This is a genomic window from Silvibacterium bohemicum, from assembly GCF_001006305.1.
Classification (GTDB): Bacteria; Acidobacteriota; Terriglobia; order Terriglobales; family Acidobacteriaceae; genus Silvibacterium; species Silvibacterium bohemicum.
Genome location: NZ_LBHJ01000003.1, coordinates 126,053 through 145,340 on the forward strand (window position 1 = coordinate 126,053; position 19,288 = coordinate 145,340).

The 19,288-nt window shown below is 59.2% G+C and carries 15 protein-coding genes; 7 read left to right on the forward strand and 8 right to left on the reverse strand.

The genetic code is table 11. From position 1 onward, the window contains the following. Nucleotides 1-21: 21 nt before the first annotated feature. From XX99_RS06115 to XX99_RS06135, 5 genes are all read right to left on the reverse strand, one after another. Complete coding sequence (locus XX99_RS06115) at nt 22-1,779, reverse strand: DUF885 domain-containing protein (RefSeq protein ID WP_184084736.1); 1,758 nt, start codon at nt 1,777-1,779, stop codon at nt 22-24. Between the two features lie 112 nt (nt 1,780-1,891). Continuing rightward, nucleotides 1,892-3,478, reverse strand: a complete 1,587-nt coding sequence (locus XX99_RS06120; protein WP_050058515.1) for an aldehyde dehydrogenase (NADP(+)) — start codon at nt 3,476-3,478, stop codon at nt 1,892-1,894. A gap of 24 nt (nt 3,479-3,502) precedes the next feature. Then, the gene (locus XX99_RS06125) at nt 3,503-4,426 is read right to left on the reverse strand and encodes a dihydrodipicolinate synthase family protein (protein ID WP_050058516.1); all 924 of its coding nucleotides are present in this window, start codon (nt 4,424-4,426) and stop codon (nt 3,503-3,505) included. A gap of 105 nt (nt 4,427-4,531) precedes the next feature. Continuing rightward, complete coding sequence (locus XX99_RS06130; RefSeq protein WP_050058517.1) at nt 4,532-5,638, reverse strand: NAD(P)/FAD-dependent oxidoreductase; 1,107 nt, start codon at nt 5,636-5,638, stop codon at nt 4,532-4,534. Then, nucleotides 5,635-6,588: a proline racemase family protein gene (locus tag XX99_RS06135; RefSeq protein WP_050058518.1), complete on the reverse strand. Its 954-nt coding sequence runs from the start codon at nt 6,586-6,588 to the stop codon at nt 5,635-5,637. The genes XX99_RS06130 and XX99_RS06135 overlap by 4 nt, the downstream gene beginning before the upstream one ends. Nucleotides 6,589-6,764: 176 nt before the next feature. On the opposite strand from XX99_RS06135, the gene XX99_RS06140 reads away from it, so the two are divergent. After that, nucleotides 6,765-7,799: a 6-phosphofructokinase gene (locus XX99_RS06140; protein WP_050058519.1), complete on the forward strand. Its 1,035-nt coding sequence runs from the start codon at nt 6,765-6,767 to the stop codon at nt 7,797-7,799. A gap of 258 nt (nt 7,800-8,057) precedes the next feature. On the opposite strand, the gene XX99_RS27960 is transcribed toward XX99_RS06140, so the two are convergent. Continuing rightward, entirely contained in the window at nt 8,058-8,315 is a 258-nt protein-coding gene (locus XX99_RS27960) for a transposase (protein WP_231581168.1), read from the reverse strand. A gap of 441 nt (nt 8,316-8,756) precedes the next feature. Here XX99_RS27960 and XX99_RS06155 point away from each other — a divergent pair, with 441 nt between their 5' ends. The 4 genes from XX99_RS06155 (at nt 8,757) to accC (ending at nt 12,289) form a co-directional block, all read left to right on the forward strand. Next, a complete protein-coding gene (locus XX99_RS06155; RefSeq protein WP_050058522.1) occupies nt 8,757-9,059 on the forward strand; it encodes a helix-turn-helix domain-containing protein in 303 nt (100 codons plus the stop codon). 145 nt (nt 9,060-9,204) lie between these two features. After that, nucleotides 9,205-10,290, forward strand: coding sequence for a M24 family metallopeptidase (locus XX99_RS06160; protein ID WP_050058523.1), 1,086 nt, complete (start codon nt 9,205-9,207; stop codon nt 10,288-10,290). 80 nt (nt 10,291-10,370) lie between these two features. Next, nucleotides 10,371-10,895: an acetyl-CoA carboxylase biotin carboxyl carrier protein gene (gene accB, locus XX99_RS06165; RefSeq protein ID WP_050059301.1), complete on the forward strand. Its 525-nt coding sequence runs from the start codon at nt 10,371-10,373 to the stop codon at nt 10,893-10,895. Between the two features lie 38 nt (nt 10,896-10,933). After that, nucleotides 10,934-12,289 (forward strand): acetyl-CoA carboxylase biotin carboxylase subunit, encoded by a 1,356-nt coding sequence (gene accC / locus XX99_RS06170; RefSeq protein ID WP_050058524.1) that lies wholly within the window; start codon nt 10,934-10,936, stop codon nt 12,287-12,289. A 53-nt stretch (nt 12,290-12,342) separates the two neighbouring features. On the opposite strand, the gene XX99_RS06175 is transcribed toward accC, so the two are convergent. Continuing rightward, nucleotides 12,343-13,104: an alpha/beta fold hydrolase gene (locus tag XX99_RS06175; RefSeq protein WP_184084733.1), complete on the reverse strand. Its 762-nt coding sequence runs from the start codon at nt 13,102-13,104 to the stop codon at nt 12,343-12,345. Nucleotides 13,105-13,266: 162 nt separating this feature from the next. Between XX99_RS06175 and thiE the strand changes: the two genes are divergently transcribed. Next, nucleotides 13,267-13,932 carry a thiamine phosphate synthase gene (gene thiE, locus XX99_RS06180; protein WP_050059302.1) on the forward strand — a complete coding sequence of 222 codons (666 nt, stop codon included), beginning with the start codon at nt 13,267-13,269 and terminating at the stop codon, nt 13,930-13,932. Between the two features lie 873 nt (nt 13,933-14,805). Here thiE and XX99_RS06185 read toward each other — a convergent pair. After that, on the reverse strand, nt 14,806-17,304 hold the full coding sequence (locus XX99_RS06185; RefSeq protein WP_082125300.1) for an ABC transporter permease: 2,499 nt from the start codon (nt 17,302-17,304) through the stop codon (nt 14,806-14,808). A 732-nt stretch (nt 17,305-18,036) separates the two neighbouring features. On the opposite strand from XX99_RS06185, the gene XX99_RS06195 reads away from it, so the two are divergent. After that, nucleotides 18,037-19,287: an efflux RND transporter periplasmic adaptor subunit gene (locus XX99_RS06195; RefSeq protein WP_050058528.1), complete on the forward strand. Its 1,251-nt coding sequence runs from the start codon at nt 18,037-18,039 to the stop codon at nt 19,285-19,287. The last annotated feature ends 1 nt before the right edge of the window (nt 19,288 follow it).

Below are 19,288 nucleotides of genomic sequence, written 5' to 3' on the forward strand. Positions count from 1 at the left end.
GATTGTGTCGATCGCATAACGCTATCGCTGTTTCTCGATCCACTCGCGCATGCGAGTGTCGAAGACATCGAGTGGCAACGGGCCTTCGGCGAGCACGGCGTCGTGGAAGCCCCGAATATTGAACTTCGGTCCTAATTCTTTTCGCGCGAGTGAGCGCATTTCTAGAATCTTCATCTGGCCCATCTTGTAGGCGAGCGCCTGGCCCGGCCATGCGATGTAGCGATCCACTTCACTCTCGATGTTCTTTTCATCCATCGCAGTGTGGTCGCGAAAGAACTGGATCATCTGATCGCGCGTCCAGTGATCCTGATGCACGCCGGTATCGACGACGAGCCTTATCGAGCGCCACATCTCGTTGCCTAACCGGCCATATTCGCTGTACGGGTCGCGGTAGAAGCCGACTTCTTTGCCGAGGCGCTCGGCATACAGCGCCCATCCTTCTGAATAGGCGTTATAGTCGCCGAACTTGCGGAAGGGCGGCAGGTCTTTGCGCTCCTGTGCGATCGAGAACTGCATGTGGTGTCCGGGAATGCCCTCGTGGTATGCGATGGCTTCCACATTGAGCAGCAGGCGATGTGTCGGATCGTACTCGTTGACGTTGATGCGGCCTGGACGATTCGCCGCGCCGGGCGAATAGTCGGCAGGCACGGCATCCGGGGCGCGAAAGGCATCCATCGGCACAACTTCAAGTTTGTTCTCCGGCAGGTGCGCAAAAAGTTGCGGCAGCTTCGCATACATCTGATCGGCATAGTGCTGATAAAGGCCTAGGATCTGCGCCCCCGAGCTGCCATAGAGCTTGGGATCTTTGCGGATGTGCTCGTTGAAGCTCTTCACATCGGCATAACCCTGGGCCTTCGCGATCGCCAGCATCTGAGCGTCGAGCTCCTTCACCTGCGCCAGCCCCATCGCATGAATCTGCTCCGGCGTGAGGTCGGTGGTGGTCATCTCCTTCACCGCTTCGCGATAGCGCGCATCGCCATCGGGCAACGCCCACACCCCGAAATCGGCGCGTCCGTGCGGCGCATATTCGTCGCGTACAAACGTTGCGAATTTCGCATAGGTAGGGATTACGTCGATGCGGATCGCGTCCTCGATCACCTGCTTCAATCGACGCTGATCGGTGGCTGAAATCGCTGCCGGAAATTTTTGGATTGGCTCAGCAAACGGGCTCTCACTCACCGGCTTGTCGGCAATATCCTGGCATTCGGCGGCGACTTTTTCGAGCAGGTAGCGCGGCGGCATCAGGTGGTCGTGCAGACCGAGGTGCATGTCGTGGGTGATGTCGGTGAAGGCTGTAGGCAGCTGCCGCAGCCTCGACAGGTAGTTCTCGTAATCCTTGACGGTATCGAACGGCATCTGCGATGGCATCGATGCGTAATCGAGATGCGGCCCGTTCATCTGGTTCACCGGCATCTCCCAATTCTTGAACGGAGCGCCGTCGATCCTGCGCTGCAGGGTGCGCAGGATCAGGGTGCGATTGAGTCGTCCTTCATCGCTCAGCGTCGCGGGATCGATGGCTTCGAATTGCTGCAGCGCTTCCTTCGCATGCGCGACCTCGCGCGCAAAGGCGGCGGGAGAGTAGTCGTTCAATCGATCGTTGTAGCGCGTATCGCCGACGTAGGTAGCCGTTTCGGGATTGGTCTTCAGCTCATATTGCCACTCGGTGTCGAGAGCATCGTTGAGATGCGCATCCTCGTTTGTGGCGGCTACAGATTGAGCGAACGATGGCGAAAATAGAATTGCGGATAGACAGGCGACAGAGACGATTCTGCGGAACACGAAGCTCCCTTCGTAGTTGCAAGTCATCGAGAAGCGATGCAGGCATTCTACAGAGGGGAAGCTGTTGCGCCGCGCCCGTCTTGAGGAAACGAACCCATCTTCTAACGAATATTTATGAAGGGATGGTCTCCCGCGTCATCTCGCCGTTGACCATGCGCAGTACTCCGAGCGGATTTTCATTCTTCAGCTCTGTGGGAAGCGCGCTCTGCGGCAGGTTCTGATAGCAGACCGGTCGCGCGAAGCGGAAGATGGCCATGCTGCCGACCGACGTGACTCGGCTGTCGGAGGTCGCAGGGAACGGCCCGCCGTGAACCATCGCATGGCAGACCTCGACGCCGGTGGGATAGCCGTTGAAGATCACGCGTCCCACCTTGCGTTCGAGGATGGCAATGAGTTCCTGATGCGCGGCGAGGTCCTCTTCTGTGCCCAGCAGCGTTGCGGTGAGATGGCCCTGCAGCGCGCGCGCCGCTTCCAGCATCTGTTTTTCCTCTTTGCAGGTGACGAGCAGGGTGGTGGGGCCGAAGATCTCTTCCGTGAGTGCGGGATTGCTCAGCAAGTCAGCGGCTTCAGTTTCGAGAAGCGCTGCAGTGGTCTTTGATCCAGCGGATGCATTGGCGGATTCGAATCCAACCCGCACACCGGCAGTCGCCGCTCTGTGTTCCAAACCACTCCGATAGTGAGCCGCGATCCCCGGCGTGAGCATAGAGAACTCGGGCAGCTCGGCGGCGCGCTTGCGCAGCTGTTCTGAGAGCTTGTCTGCGTTCTCAGACTTGGGCAGAAGCACCAATCCTGGCTTGGTGCAGAACTGCCCCGCGCCCAGCGTGTAAGAGGCGGTGAGCTCGGCGGCGACTTTTTCGTACTGCTGCAATGCACCGGGAAGGATGAAGACCGGATTGGAGCTGCTCATCTCAGTGAAGCAGGGGATGGGCTCCGGGCGATTCGCGCACAGCTGCATCAATGCCTTGCCCGCTGCGAGCGAGCCGGTGAATCCCACGGCTTTGATCAGCGGATGCTGAACGAGCCGCTGTCCTACGTGAATGCCCGAATCGAAAAGCAGTGAGAAGACGCCGGGGTGCAGACCGCATGCTTTCACGCTGTCGCGAACCGCGTTGCCTACCAGTTCGCTGGTTCCGGGATGCGCCGGATGAGCCTTGACGACAACCGTGTTGCCGGCCGCGAGCGCCGAAGCCGTATCGCCGCCTGCAACAGAAAATGCGAGAGGGAAATTGCTCACGCCGAAGACCGCTACGGGGCCTATCGGCAGCAGCATCGAGCGAATATCGGGGCGGGGCAGCGGTTTGCGGTCGGGCAGAGCCGTGTCGATGCGCGGACCTGTCCACGAGCCTTCTTCGGCCACATCGGCAAAGAGCCGCAGTTGATTGACGGTGCGGGCCAACTCCCCTTGCAGGCGTGCGACCGGCAGAGCGGTTTCGAGATTCGCACGCTCGATCACTGCATCGGCAATAGCCTGGATATTGTCTGCGATGGTGCGCAGAAAGTGCGCGCGTTCTTTGCCGGAGAGCTTGCGGTAGCTCGGGAATGCCTCTTCCGCGAGCAGAGCCGCGCGATCCACGTCCTCAGGGCCGGCCGATACGAAGCGTGCTTCCAGCTTCTCGCCGGTGGCTGGATTGATGCCGTAAAACTCCGCGCCCGATGCGGAACCATATTTATTGCCGAGAAGAGATAAGCCGGTAAACATTCGTGATTCTCCGTGGTTTGGGGGTTACCGCGCGGCGTGCGCAAATGCAACTTCGTGGATGGTAGGACGACTCTCGAGGGCTTGAAGGACGATGCGTTTCGTCTCTGCCAACTCGTCACCAGTAATCTCCAGGCGAGGCGGCCGCACGCGCGCGCTTCCCACTCCCACCTGCTCTTGAACATATTTGATGAGCTGGATGAACTTGGGCACGGTGTCCATGCGCAGCAGCGGCAGAAACCACTTGTAAAGGTCGAAGGCTTCTTTCGATTTGCCTTCGAGAGCGAGATTGAAGAGGGCCACCGACTCAGCAGGAAAGGCATTCACCAGTCCCGCGACCCATCCGGTTGCGCCCATGGCGATGCCTTCCACGATGGCGTCGTCCACGCCGACGAAAATCTTGAGGCGATCGCCGAGCAGCGCTCGAATCGCGGAGACCCGCCGCACATCGGTGCTCGATTCTTTTACCGCGGCGAAGTTCTCATGCTCACCGGCCAGCTCAACGATCTGCTCCGGGACAAAATCCGTTCCATAAGCGACGGGATTGTTGTAGAGCATGCAGGAGAGCGGCGTGGCCTTAAAGATGGCAGCGATGTGCGCCTTCATCTCGCGCCAGTCGCCGCGATAAACATAGGGCGGCAGCACCATGAGCCCGGAGCAGCCCGCATCGGCCGCGGATTTCGCAAGGCTAATGGCGTCTGCCGTCGAGAGCGCGGAGATTGCGGAGACGATGGGGACCGTTTTGCCCGCGGTCGCGACAATATTCTTCAGGATGGAAACTTTTTCGCCGGAAGTGAGCGTAGCCGCTTCCCCCAGCGAGCCCAGCATCACCAGCCCGGAGCAGCCGTTCGCGACCATCCACTCGGCGTGATGGCGCATGAACGTGTGATCGACGCCAAGTTTTTCGTCGAAGGCGGTGGTCATCGCCGGCATCACGCCAAACCAGTTCATCGTCGGTCTCCAATAGTTCCAGTATCAAAATTATCAGCTTGCTGTGTGTCGCGTGGGTAAAGGGCCAAATTGAGGGGCCTGCTGTTCCATCCGATGCTCGGGGCTCTAGATCATGAAGCGCGATGGGAGATAGGGTTCTCTGCCGATTTTGGAGGGCCGCTGCAAGACTGTGTCGGCGAGCAAATGCGCGGTCGCAAGGGAGGTAGTTATTCCCAGACCCTCGTGGCCGGTGGCTAAGAGCAGCGTGGCATCTTCTGTAGGTCCGATCAACGGCAGCTTGTCGGGCGTGGCTGCACGAAATCCGGTCCAGGCGCGGACTTGTAAGAGTTTGCTTAAACCCGGCATGTATTCGTCAGCGCGTTGCAGCATCGCATCGAGGATCTCGGCATCGATCTCCGGATGCATGGCCGTGTACTGGCGCGAGGAGCCGATCAATAGCTGCCCCGAGCGGCGCGGCTGCACGTTGAAGGCAACGGAGTCGGTTGCCACAGAGTGCGCGCTCTGCAGATAGCCAAGCTCGACCAGCTGGTGGTGCGCATAGCCCGGATAAGATTCCGCGAGCACCAGATGGCCTTTGCGCGGCTTGATGGGCAGCTTGGGCAACAAAGAAACAGCGGCTACGCCATTGGCGATGACGATGTGCGCGGCGGAGATCTTCGTTCCTTCACCGAGAGTGACTTCGCCTCGTCTTACGCTCGTGACGGATTTGCCGGGAAGAATCTCCGCGCCATGCTGCTGCGCGGTAGCGATCAGATAGGCCGTCGCATGCGGCGGCGAGAGCACCGCGTCTTCGGGCGCGAGCAGCGCGCCATGCAGCGGACGAAGGTTCGGCTCGGCTTCGGCAAGTGCCTCGGTGTCGAGAATCTGCGATGGAATGCCGGCATCCGCGTAAAGCTTGTGTTTGCGGCGAACTTCCTCCATCTCGGCTTCGTCGGCTGCCAGCCATAGCGTGCCGCACCGATCGTATTCAATGTCGCTGGGAAGGGACGCGGAGAGCGCATGCCAGAGCTGCTGCGAGTAGCGGGTGAGAGCGAGCTGAGCTACGGAGTTGTCCATGACCACGACGTGGCCCATGGCCGCGCCAGTTGCTCCGCTGGCAGGACTGTCTCGTTCGACGACCAGCACGCGCAAGCCTTCTGCTGCGAACTGAGCGGCACACGCCGCGCCGACGATTCCCGCGCCAATGACTACGACATCATAAGTTGCGCTCATGCTGTGATACCTGCACGAAACGGATCGTTCGCGTCGAAGATCAGCGACGACTCGGCGATGACGTATGCCGTTCCTGTGATGCTGGGCAGGATGCGGCCGTCGACGATCTGGATTTCGCCCTCAAATACAGTGCCGAGAATGCCCTCCTGCCGCCAGAGCTGTCCTGGCTTCAACTTGCCGTCGGCGGCCATGCAGGCCATCTTGGCGCTGGTTCCTGTACCGCACGGGGAGCGATCGTAGGCTTTGCCGGGGCAGAGGACGAAATTGCGGCTGTCCGCATTGCCATTCGATGGAGGCCCGAACAACTCGATGTGGTCGATCTCTTTCCCGTCGTCACCGGTGACCCCACTGGCTGCGAGAGCATTGCGCGCCGCCCAGCTGAAGGCGGTGAGCTGCTCCACATTTTGCAGGGTCAGCGGCAGGGGGTGGTCTTCGACCAGATAGAACCAGTTGCCGCCCCAGGCGATATCGCCGCGTACCTCGCCGCAATTCGGAACCATCACCGGTACATTTTTCCGGCTGCGGTAACTGGGCACATTGCGCACCGTTACTTTGCCGGAATTGTGCAGCGTGGAGCTGACTACGCCCACCGGCGTCTCGATGCGATGAGTTCCGGCGCCGATCCTGCCCATGTGAGCGAGCGTGGCCACCAAGCCGATAGTTCCATGGCCGCACATGCCCAGATAGCCGACATTGTTGAAGAAGATGACACCTGCGGCGCAGCTTGAATCTTCGGGCTCGCAGAGGAGCGCGCCCACCAGCACATCCGAGCCGCGCGGCTCGTTTACCACTGCGGACCGGAAGTCGTCATGGTGCGTGCGAAGCCGCTCCAGGCGCTGCTGCAGTGGGCCGGCACCGATATCAGGGCCTCCGGCAATCACCAGCCGTGTCGGTTCGCCAGCGGTGTGCGAATCGATCACCTCGATTCGCTGCGTCAATAGTTTGTTCATCGTGACAGAGCTTCTTTGCCGGAGACTTGCGACACCCCTCGATCTTAACCCGGCCGCTTCCGGCGCACGCGACGGTGCGGAGAGCCCCCTGCCGCGAGATCACCGCGTGGATTTTGCATCGCGACGCCGGGCCGTTATCATCGCTGCGGAGAACTTTTCCCGAGGAGAGCATAACGATGCGAGTTGGTCTGTTGACGGGCGGCGGAGACTGTCCGGGTCTGAATGCCGTGATTCATGCGGTGGTAAAGAAGGGAATCAACCACTACGGCGACGAGTTCGTGGGATTTCTGGAAGGCTGGCGCGGCGTGCTGGACAACAACACCATTCCGCTCACGCTCGAAAAGGTCGACGGCATCCTGACCGAGGGCGGCACCATTCTGCGCACCTCGCGCACCAACGTGCGCAAGATCGAGGGCGGCATTCAGAAGTGCGTCGAGGTTATCAAGGCCAACAAACTCGATGCGCTGATCGCCATCGGTGGCGACGACACGCAGTCGGTGACCAACGCGCTCATCCAGGCGGGCGTGCCCGGAGTGGGCGTTCCGAAGACCATCGACAACGATCTCAACGGCACCGATGTCTGCTTCGGCTTCGACACCGCGGTGAGCATCGCGACCGAGGCCGTCGATCGCCTGCATACCACGGCTGAAGCGCACAACCGCGTCATCGTGTGCGAGGTGATGGGCCGCGACGCGGGCTGGATCGCCCTGACTGCCGGAGTCGCCGGGAACGCCCACGTCGTTCTGGTTCCCGAGAAGCCGATCGATCTCGATCACGTCTGCGCGCTGCTCAAGTACAACCACGATCACGGCAAGAAGTACGGCATCGTGGTTGTGGCTGAAGGCGCGAAGCTGCCCACCGGTGCCCAGGCGACGGTCGGCGAGAAAGTCGACTCCTTCGGACACGCGCGGCTGAGCGGCATCGGCCAGGCGCTGGCGGAAGAGATCGAGAAGCGGACCGGCTACGAGACGCGCTCCGTCAATCTGGGCCACACCCAGCGCGGCGGCACGCCCTCGGCGTACGACCGCATGCTGGCTACGCGCTACGGCCTTGCCGCCATCGACATGGTTCACAAGGGCGAGTTCGGCCGACTGGTCGTGCTGCACGGGACCAAGATCGAGAGCATTCCGCTGGCGGAAGCCATCTCCAAGAACCGCACGGTGGACGATAGCTTCCTCGAAATCCTGAGCGGTTTGGAGCCGAAGGTTTAGGTCAATCAGCGAAACGAAGTAACGGAGGGAGCAGGGGCCTTCAGGCCCCTGAATCCTTGATCGACATGAAGACACTTCAGCCCCGGAAGTATTGAGGCATAGGATCCATTCCGCCTCTTCCCGCTGACGAACACGGATAGGCGTCTGCCCTCAACGCCAGCCCTGCCCGCATCGGATTTTCCTCGATATAGCGGACGCAGTCCGTGTATCTCTGTTCGCTCGAAATTTGGCTCTCATTGAAGCTCCGCATCCAGACGTCTAGCTTGCTTTTGAGCCGGAAAGAAAATCCGCCTTTGATAAATTGCATTGCCTTTTCGAGGAGATTTCCGGGACAGGCGTGAGTAATGCGTGAAAATGATCGGGCATGATGATGAACGCGTGGAGAAGAAATTTTCCCTGTTTGCGGTAATCGAGGATCGTTTCTTCGAACAATCGCGCGTTGGTTTCGACCTGAAAAAGACGCCGGCGTTGGGCGGTGACAGCGGTGACGAAATAGGTCCGGGTTTCCTGGGGCACCAGGCGCATCCTGGCAGCATACGCGGAAAGCCCAGGGCTGAAGCCCTTTTTAATTACGCCTGATTCAGGGGCCTGAAGGCCCCTGCTCCTTCCTGGTAAACCTCGGTTCTTCCTCCCGCCTAGGCTTCTGCTCCCGCCTCGAGGCCTTAGCGGCAGCGGTGGGTCTCGTATGGGGAATCAGCTATCCAACCTGCACAAAATATTGGGTAACCGTCGGTTACTTACCGCAAGATGTCTCTGCTTTTTGCTCCAGCAAACGCTGGAGTCTCCCCGAATACTCCCACCGGCTACTGAAAATCCTTGAATAAGGGGGTGAAAACACGGTATAAGCAGGTCGCTGGCCTATTCGGTATCTGCGTTAACTAACCTATAACGTCTTCGATCCAGATCCGGTTACCTGGCTGCGAACCTTAAAGATTCCGAGCACCGCGGGAGCGACATATGAAGTCTTCGACGGCACGCACCAACGAGATTCGCGAGGTCATGGATATACGGCAGGCGGCGGACTACCTGGGCATCAGTCCGGACACGCTCTACAAGTATGCTTCCGAATCCTTTATCCCCGCGTTCAAGCTGGGCAATCGTTGGCGGTTCAAGAAATCGCGTCTCGATGAATGGATGGACCGGCAGTCCGGAGTCCAGGCCGTTCCTGAGCCGAAGCCGGCTCGCCCGCGCCAGAAAAAGCCGGTGCGCGGCACCACGCGCGTGGGCAGCCGCCGCGCCGGGGCGCTCAAGGCTTCGTAATTCTTGTCGCATCGTAGTTTTTCCCTGGACAGCAGTTTCCATTCGACCCAATCGAAAGCCGAGGATTCGCGGAACCCAGGTTCTGGGGCGCTCCCGCCACGAAAACCGCGCAATCTGAAACAATCAAGTTAGAAAGAAGTCTTCCATGAATGAAGGATTGCGTCTGCGCGCGCTGCGCAAGAGCATGGCTGCGCTGCAGGTTGAAGCTCTGATCGTTACCCACCTCCCCGATGTTCGCTATCTGAGCGGATTCACGGGCTCGAACGCGGCTCTGGTCGTTACCGCTTCGAAGGCGGTTCTGTTCACCGACAGCCGCTACATCGTCCAGGCCAAGGAAGAGACGCAGGCGGCGCGGGTGGTGATCGCCAAGCAGTCGGCGCTCAAGGAAGCGTGCGCGCTGCTCGAAGCGTCTGCCCAGGGTGCGAGCTTCGACCCGCAGGATACTACGGTGGCCCAGCTCGCGGCCATGCGGGGCGCGCTCACCGGCAAACGCCGGCGGTCGTTCTTCGCGCCACTCGCAAAGCCGGTCGTCTCCGAGTTGCGCATGGTCAAGGACGCGGACGAGCAGAAGGCGATGGCCAAGGCTGCGGACCTAGGCAATCGTATCTTTGAGGCAACTGTGCCGCACATCCAGAGCGGTGTGCCGGAGACCGAAGTCGCCGCGGGGCTGGAGTTCTTTGCGCGCAGCATGGGTGCTGAGGCCATGTCGTTTGAAACCATTGTGGCTTCGGGGCCTCGGTCGTCTCTGCCGCACGGCCGCGCCAGCGCCCGCAAGCTGCCGCGCAAGGGCTTCGTAACATTGGACTTCGGTGTTATCCTCAAAGGTTATTGTTCGGATATGACCCGCACCGTGCACCTGGGAAAAGCGGGCAGGGAAGAAAAGCGGGCGTATGCCGCTGTTCTCGCTGCGCAGCAGGCGGCAGTTGCAGCTGTTGGGCCGGGAGTAACCTGCGGTGAGGTCGACGAGGCGGCCCGCAGTATCCTGCATGAGGCGGGTTTGGGACGATACTTTACGCACTCCACCGGCCACGGTGTCGGACTGGAGATTCATGAGTATCCGCGGATTGCCGCGGGGCAGACGCTGGAACTGAAACCGGGTATGGTAATTACCATCGAACCCGGCATTTATCTGGCGGGTAAGTTCGGAATACGCATCGAAGATATGGTTGTAGTGACTGACCGCGGCCATAAGGTGCTGACACCGGTGAATAAAGAGCTGATCGAACTATGACCGCGGGAAAAACTGCGACCGCGGGGAAAAAACCGCGGGGCGAGAAGCAAACCGCCACAAGCGAACGAGAGCGCGAGAGAATGAATCCGGAAGAGATGAAGGAACTGCGGGAACTGATCGAGTTCCTGAAAGAAAACAAGATTGGCGAGTTTGAGCTGGAGCGCGGCGAGTTGAAGGTCCGCCTCAAGTTCGCACAGGAGGGCGGAGTTCAGCCCGATCTGGCCACCATTGCCCGCCTGCTGGCTACGCAAGCTCCTGCGGTGCACACGCCGATTACGCTGCCGCAGGTTCATGCCGCTGCCCATGCTGTGGCGCCGGCTGCTTCCGCACCGCCGGCCCAGGCTGCGCCGGACGAGGACGCGTCGCTGCATGTTGTGAAGTCGCCGATTGTCGGCACATTTTACGAGTCGCCTTCGCCCGGAACCCCGGCCTTCGTCAAGGTAGGCGACACGGTGGAGAACGGACAGGTTCTCTGCATCATCGAGGCCATGAAGCTCATGAACGAGATCGAGTCGGACGCTGCCGGCGAGATCGTGAAGCGCTTCGTCGAAAGCGGGCAGCCCGTCGAATACGGGCAGTCGCTCTTTGCCGTGCGGGTACGCTAGGCCGGCCACAGTTTTTTCGAAGAATCTGATCGGAAATTATGTTTCGAAAAGTATTGATCGCCAATCGCGGCGAGATCGCACTGCGCGTCATCTGCGCCTGCAAAGAAATGGGAATTCGCACTGTCGCCGTCTACAGCGAGGCTGACCGGCACTCGCTGCACGTGCGCTTCGCCGATGAGGCTATCTGCATTGGGCCGCCGCGCTCCGCGGAGAGCTATCTCAACGTTCCTGCCGTCATCAGCGCCGCCGAGATCGCCGATGTCGACGCCATTCATCCCGGATACGGCCTGTTGAGCGAGAACGCCAACTTCGCCGAGGTCTGCCGCGCGTCGAATATCAAGTTCATCGGTCCGCCGCCGGAAGTGACGCGACTGATGGGCGAAAAAGAAAAAGCGCGGCAGGCGATGAAGCGCGCGAAGGTGCCGATTCTTCCCGGTTCCGACGGTGTGATTCAGTCTGAAGGCGAGGCGCTGGAGTGGGCCAGGTCGATCGGCTATCCCGTGATTCTCAAAGCTACTGCCGGCGGCGGCGGGCGAGGCATGCGCGTATGCCGCTCGGCCGACGAACTGCCCGGGCTCTTTCAGGCCGCATCGAGCGAAGCAGCCAATGCCTTCGGTAACGGCGACCTGTACATGGAGAAGTTCATCGAGCGTCCGCGCCACATCGAGTTTCAGGTGCTGGCCGATCAGCACGGCACGGTGCTCTCGCTCGGAGAACGCGAATGCTCGATCCAGCGCCGCCACCAGAAGCTCATTGAGGAAGCTCCGTCACTGCAGGTCACGCCGAAGCTGCGCGAGGATATTGCGAAGACGCTGAAGCGCTCGCTCGAAAATGTCGGCTATCAAAATGCTGGGACCGTCGAGTTCCTGATGGATGAGGACGGCAAGCTTTACTTCATCGAGATGAACACCCGCATTCAAGTGGAGCATCCGGTGACGGAGATGGTTACGGGTATCGATCTGGTGAAGGCGCAGCTGCGCATCGCCTGCGGCGAGAAGCTGTCGGAGATATTGCCCAACCCCATCCAGATTCGCGGCCATGCCATCGAGTGCCGCATCAACGCCGAGCATCCGGAGAAGTTCACTCCCTCTGCGGGCAAGATCACCGCGTTCAACGTGCCCGGCGGCAACGGCGTGCGCGTGGATACGGCGCAATACGGCGAAGGCGTGGTGCCTCCTTACTACGACTCGTTGATCGCCAAGCTGATTACCCATGGCAGCGATCGCGAAGAGGCCATGCAGCGCATGAAGCGCGCACTGGATATGTTTGTGGTGCAGGGAATTCACACCACCATCCCGCTGCACCGGAAGATCTTCGACGACGAAGAATTCCGTTCCGGCCAGTTCGATACCAAGTTCATGGAACGCTTCTTCGAGCGGCAGGGAAAGAGCTAAGGCCGATCTCTCCCCGCCTCCATTACCGCTGGGATTCACCTGAAGAGCCGGAGTTAGGAAATTCCTTCGAGATCCAAGATCATTTTGACGGTTGCCTCGGGCTCCGTCAGCATGCACAGGTGCGTTGTGTCGAGTGTGGTGATCCGAACCTCCGGGTCCCAGGCCAGCCGCTTCATGATGCTGTCAAACGGCTCCCCGGTATTGGCGATGCAACGAACGTAGCTCATCCGGACATGGGACGGCCGCGGGATCACTTTCGCCGGCTCGAAGAGCGTCCGCCACGGCTGATTGACGAGCCGCGGCGACATGAATTCGATCAGCGCGGGGTCCGTAATTTGTAAATACTCGAAGGGAAGCGGAGGAACCGGGCGATCCTCGTCTTTCGCGGCCTGGAAATAGGCGCGGTTTTCCGCGGGAAGAATGTCGACCAGACCCTCTCCATCTACGGGAACGAAGGCGTCAAGGTAGATGATCGATCGGATCTTATCGGGGATGCGCGCGAGAACGCCGGTGCCGACCATGCCGCCGTAGCTTTGACAGACGAGCGTTACATCCTGAAAACCTTCCATCTCAATGTGAGCGACGATATCTTCAATATGGTTCGATAGGTCCGCCGTTCCATTGCCCACATGACGCCGCTCTCCGAGGCCGGTCAGTGTCGGTGTTGTGACCACATGCCCACGGTCTTGAAGCGCCGGTGCAACATAATGCCATAACCATCCCCCGCACCATCCGCCATGAACCAATACGAAGGTACGCTTTTCATCCTTCGCCGTTCGCTGCTCTTTGCCGGGCCTAACATTTACTTCCGTCAAGTGTCTCTTCTCCATCGTGAACTGTCTACGCCGGCGTCATCCAAGAAGTTTACGGATGAACATCGCCGTATTTTTAAGACACGGCGCTGTCCGATTTATTCCGCGGCTTTGCTGCGGCGGCTGGAGGTGCATCCGGACGGAGCGGCCTATAAACTGAAGGGGATGTCTTTTCAGGCGGCTCCTTCCGCATTCCGTCCCGTCCCCGCGCTCTATCCCATTCTCGATGCCTCGTTTCTTCCGGCCGCCGTCGCCGAGAGGCATGCGCGGCTGCGCGGGCTGGTCAGCGAGCTGGCCGATGCGGGAGTGCGAATCCTGCAATACCGAAACAAGCAGGGAAGCGAGGCCGATATTCTGGCCGACGCCCTCGTCATGCGGGACGCCGCAGGCTCGCGGTTGAAGCTCATCCTCAATGATTGGCCGGCAATCGCGGTGCAGGCAGGCTTCGATGGCGTGCATGTGGGCCAGACCGACATGGGGCCTGCGCTGGCGCGAGAGATCGTGGGCAGCGAACGCATCGTGGGTGTCTCGACGCACAATGAGGCGCAGCTTCGCGACGCTGACCTGGAGCCGGTCGACTACATTGCCGTCGGGCCGGTCTTTGCGACGCAGAGCAAGGCCAATCCGGACCCGGCGATTGGCCTTGAAGGCGTAAGGCTGGCCCGCAGCCTCACCCACAAGCCGCTGATTGCCATCGGTGGAATTACGCTGGAGACAGCGGCGCAGGTTCGCGATGCAGGCGCGGATTCCATCGCACTGATCTCGGCGATCTTCTCACCGCGAGGAAACCCCGCGAAATTAGCCAAAGATTTTCTTCACATTCTTTTGTAGAACATTCAGGCACATTCTTTGACATCCCATTCGATCCGCGCATCCCATCACAAACTATTTGCTGACAGATACTTTTTCTGTAGCGTCCTCATCCGTTCGGGAACTGCTGTGCGTACTCCGATGTGCAGAAAGAAGCCCAGAGAGTAAGCCTGGCCGCGGGAGAGATCGCGCCCTTTTTGTTTTGTGATACGGCTGATGACTAATCGACAGCATCTTACAAGCACTATGAAAAAGGTTCTGCTTGGACTAATCCTATTTAGCTGCCTGGCACCCATAGCATCCCAGGCTCAGGTGGTTGTAGTCGTACATCGCCATCATCACCGTCGCCATTATCACCATCACTACCATCATCCTTATGGCAGATAGCGAGTAGCCAGATCGCTACTACGCTGGCACCTGCGTCCTTTCGATAGTGAAGGGTGTGGCAGGGAACTCGTGCCGTGTGTCCAGTCGCGCTTGCAGAGAGCGCGGCTGGCCCCTACACGCTGGGTACCCGAGGTATGTCTCCACGATCTCTGGCGGCGCTGCTTCCGATAGGTACTTTGAACGCCGTTCGCCAAACTACCCCCGTCCTGAGTAGAAACGAGATTCAATCACCTACCACGCTGCAGCCCAGCTTCGGCTGAGACCTCTTAAAACCCATGCATCGCTCGGCGGCGTAGTGTAGTTACATCCGCGCCTGAGCAAAGGTCTATCTGATCCTTTTCGCGCGTTGCGGGCGAACCGGGCTGAGACGGCATATGAACATCAAGAGGCACTGACGAGCTGGCCACGGAAATTCATATCCGTTATTCTTTGGTTAGTGGTCTGTCGAGCTTGTTCTTCTTTCAATTTGCTTGGATCTCTCAGACTCGCGGCCTTGCTTCAAAAGATTTAATCCTCACGCAGGGCGATGATCGGATCGACACGCGCGGCCCTTCTCGCAGGGAGATAACAGGCCAGCCATGCGATGCCAACCAGGCAAATCGCTACCAATCCATATGTAACCGGATCGGTGGCTTTTACGCCGTAGAGGAATCGGCTGATCAGGCGCGTGAGCCCAAAGGCCATACCCGCTCCAATCACTACACCGAACGCGGCAAGCTTCAAGCCCAGCCCGGAGACCATGCCGATGATCCTGCCGGGTTGCGCACCCAGCGCCATGCGGATTCCGATCTCATGTGTGCGCTGGGTCACAAAGTACGAGATGACCCCGTAAATGCCCATGGCCGCCAGAAGAGCAGCGACCGCGGCAAACAGGCCCATAAGCCGCATATAGAAACGAGAATCGCTGATGGAATCGGCGAGAGCATCCTGCATGGTCATCACATCGGTCACCGGCTGGTCGGCATCGAGTGCGGTCACGGCCTTTTTTACAGCGGCCACCAGCTGCGCATTGCCGCCGGTAAAGCCCGGCGGCGTGCGCAGCAGAAGAGTCTGGTGAAGCTGTTGCTCTATCGAGCCGCCAAAAAACAGATCCGGTTGCTGAAGATACGAGAAATACATAAAGGGCAGCGCTTCTTGCTGCACACCGTAATTGGCAATATCGCCGACGACACCCACAATCTGCCTCGGCTGCTGTCCTGCCTCTGAATCGCCTGCGCCTCGCACCGTGATTTGATGCCCGAGCGGATTTTCATTCGGGAAATATCTCTGGGCAAACTTCTGGCTGATGACCACACTCCACTGCCGGTCTTTGACATCGTGCTCATCGAGGTAGCGGCCGCGAAGTAGCGGAATCGTCAACGCCTGGAAGAATCCGGGACTGACGATGTAGGAGCCTGCCCATGGCCGTTGGTCTTCAGGAGGTGCGGGTCTACCCTCAATCGTGAAGCCTCGTTCCGCTCCACCGTAGGTCGGCAGATTGCTGACAAATCCAGCAGATTGCACGCCGGGGATTGCGTCGATCCGCTCCATCAGCTGTTTATAAAAAGCCGGAACCAACGGCGATAGCCTGCCCATTTCGCTTCCCGGAATGTTTTCGACGTACTTTCCTCCGGCAGGCAATTGCACCTGCATGGTCAGCACCTGTTTCGGATCGAATCCCGGATCGGTCTGCTGCAGGCTGAGAACGCTGCGAATCATAAGGCCGGCGCCGACCAGCAACACCATGGCTAGAGCGACCTCCGCCACGGCGAGTACATGACGGCTATAACCTCGCGAGGCCGTTGAGGTTCGGCGATCTCCCTTCTGCAGGGCGAGATTGAGGTCTGCACGAGACGCCTGGATGGCCGGCATTAACCCGAAGAGAAATGCTGTGCAGAGAGAAACAGTGAGTGTGAACAGCAGTACGCGGCTGTCTAAATTGATGCTTTGCGCGTTGGGAAAATCACCTGCGAGAGTACGGAAGAGAGCGATGCCGGCGATGGTGAGTCCGACGCCCAGCGCGCCTCCCGCCAGAGCCAGCAGTGCGCTTTCGGTAAGCATCTGCCGCACCAGGCGGCTGCGTCCTGCTCCAAGCGCCGCACGCACGGCATATTCTTTCCTGCGCGTTTCCGTCCGCGATTGAAAGAGGTTCGCGACATTCACGCAGGCGATGAGCAGAACGAAGGTCACAGCGCCGAAGAGTGGATAGAGCGTCTTGCCCATCTCTCCGAACAATTCCTTTTGCAGCGGAACAAGTCTCTCTCCTACCCCTTTATTCGTTTTTGGGTAAGCCGCTTCGAGTCGCTTTGCGACCACATCCATCTGCCGCTGTGCCTGCTCGATCGATACGCCGGGCTTCATCCGGGCTATCGGCATAAGCCAATGATCGTCGCGACGGATATAACGATCCTCGTAAGGATTGATCGGCCACCAGAGGTCGATATGATCTCCATAAAACGGAGAAAAGCCGGCGGGCATCACGCCCACAATCGTCGAAGTAATGCCCTGGATCGTGAACGTCTTTCCCAGCACCGAAGGATCGCTATGGAAGCGGCGCTTCCAGTAGGCGTGGCTGATCACGATGGTTTGCGAATTCTCATGCAGATCCTTCTGGACGAAGACGCGCCCGAGGATCGGCCCCACCTGCAGCACATTGAAGAATGTCGGCGTGACGTATTGCATCCGGATCGGGTCGGGCTGGCCGGTGCCGGAGATGCTGGAGGTGACGGTGTTGCTGGTGAGAGCGATGTCGTCGAAAACGGTGTTGTGATGTTTGAAATCTTCCAGCTCGGCAATCGGAGGAGGAACGCGCCAGTCGGGATGCCCGGGAGCCGTCTCCCACAGCACCATCAGCCGCTCGGGATGGTCATAAGGCAACGGACGATAGAGGATTGCGTTGAGCACACTGAAAATAGTGCTGTTGGCTCCAATGCCGAGGGCAAGCGAGATGACAACCACGGCCACAAATCCAGGTGTCTTAGCTAACCCTCGAAACCCATACCGGATATCCTGCATAAGTGAGTGCATAGTTCGGCCGCTACCTCCAACGACGGTTACAGTATCTGCACTTCTAGCCAATGTCTATGGGATAATTCGTTCCTCCGAGCGCGACTCATGCATCTCTCTAACGCGGCGAAAACGCCGAATTCTCTTCCCCTGGATATTGGTTTAGGACCCTTTGAGTCAGCCATCCATGAGTGGTTTGACGATTTTTCACCAAAAGGGTATCGAGGCCAAGGCATTGAAATCGGCGTTCAAGGGCAGTACTCTCTCAATGAGAGCTTTCCTCGGCCTTGAGACTTCCTTTGTATCCTCGCGACAGTCGTCATCTCCGGCAAATCCTGACGATCGTCTTGCCGCTCCTGCTGGGAGCGATGATCCTGTTGTGGGGGACGGGATATAAGGTTTCTCTCTATAAGGTGAAGGCCGACGCGAACGCCTCAGCTCCCGCCAAACTATGCACTCGCTCGAGTGATATTGCAAAAAGCGATGTCGACACGGCAGTCGCAGACCATGGGGCCATTCAGGCGCAGCTATTATCCGAACTTCTGTCTTTTTCCGACAGCGAATCAAGGGCCGCTCATCCCCTCTCCTCTCGATCCGACCTTGTTCTCGTTCCCTGCTCGTTCCATCCCACAATCTCGGTCAATCGTCGACCACCTCCGGCCGAATCGCGTCTTCTGCTCGCATAGCTGCTGAGTTCTCCTTCAGCGGCTTTGTTCTCAATCGGAACGACTCGCTTCAAGGAAGGTTCATCTCATGCGCTCCCGGCGTTGGCTTGCTCTCGCAGCCTTTTGTCAGCTTGCGATTTTCTTTGTGTTTGTGTGTGGCTGTCACCGTCGGTCTGACGATTCCACAGCCGACAATTCTGCCCAGCCTCCAACGGTCTCCGTCGTCACCGTCCGCACCGGCTTCATCGCGAGTCAACTGACGGTAGCGGGAGTTTTCCAGCCGTTTCAGGAGGTCGATGTCCACGGCAAAGTCTCCGGATACATCCGCCACATTTATGTGGACATCGGAGACCGCGTGAGGCAGGGACAGACGCTGGCGGTTCTCGAAGTTCCTGAGTTGCAGGCCGAGGTCGCGGGAGCGCAGGCCGGCGTTACGCAGACGGAAGAGACGATTCAGCGATTGCGGGAGGAAGTAGCGCGAGAACAGGCTGGTTATGCGGCTGTGCATGCCAACTATCTGCGTCTGAAGCAGGCATCCGATCAGCAGCCGGGACTGGTGGCCGCGCAGGAGCTTGAAGATGCGCTGGCCAAAGATCAGACTGCCGCCGCGCAGGTGAGCGCTGCAAAATCGGCCGTCGCGGCGAGCCAGGGACAGCTTGGTGTTTCGCGCGCCGAAAGCCAGCGTGTCAGCAGCATGGAGCAATACGCAACCATCACTGCGCCATATAACGGCGTGGTGACCATGCGCTATGCGGACACGGGAGCACTCATCCCAGCGGGGACGGCGGAGGGACTGAACCAGGCGGTTGTCCGTCTCGCGCAGAGTGACCTGCTTCGATTGCGGATGCCTGTTCCGGAGCGCGACGTTCCGATGGTGCATATCGGTTCCGTGGTCAGTGTGCACGTCCAGGCCACGGGACAGCAGTTTGCCGGCACGGTTGTTCGTTTCTCCCGCGACGTATCCAACACGACGAGAACCATGATGACCGAGGTCGACGTCAAGAATCCCGACTTGACGCTGACTCCGGGAATGTATGCGGACGTCACTTTTAATCTTGAAGAGAAGAAGAATGCGTTGATCGTTCCCGCGGTTGCAGTCATACCGGGCGATCAGCCGGCTGTGATGCTCATCGACAGCAGCAATCAAGTCGAGAAGCGGTCTGTCGAACTGGGCATCAGCGGATCGAACCAGCAGGAGGTGACATCGGGCCTAAGCCCGGGCGACCGAGTTGTTATTGGAGGATCGGCTACGCTGCAGCCGGGCGAGAAAGTCAATCCGCAGCAGGCGCCGAACGACCTGGTCGAGTATCAGGGGACACCAGAGAAGGGTGGTAAATAGC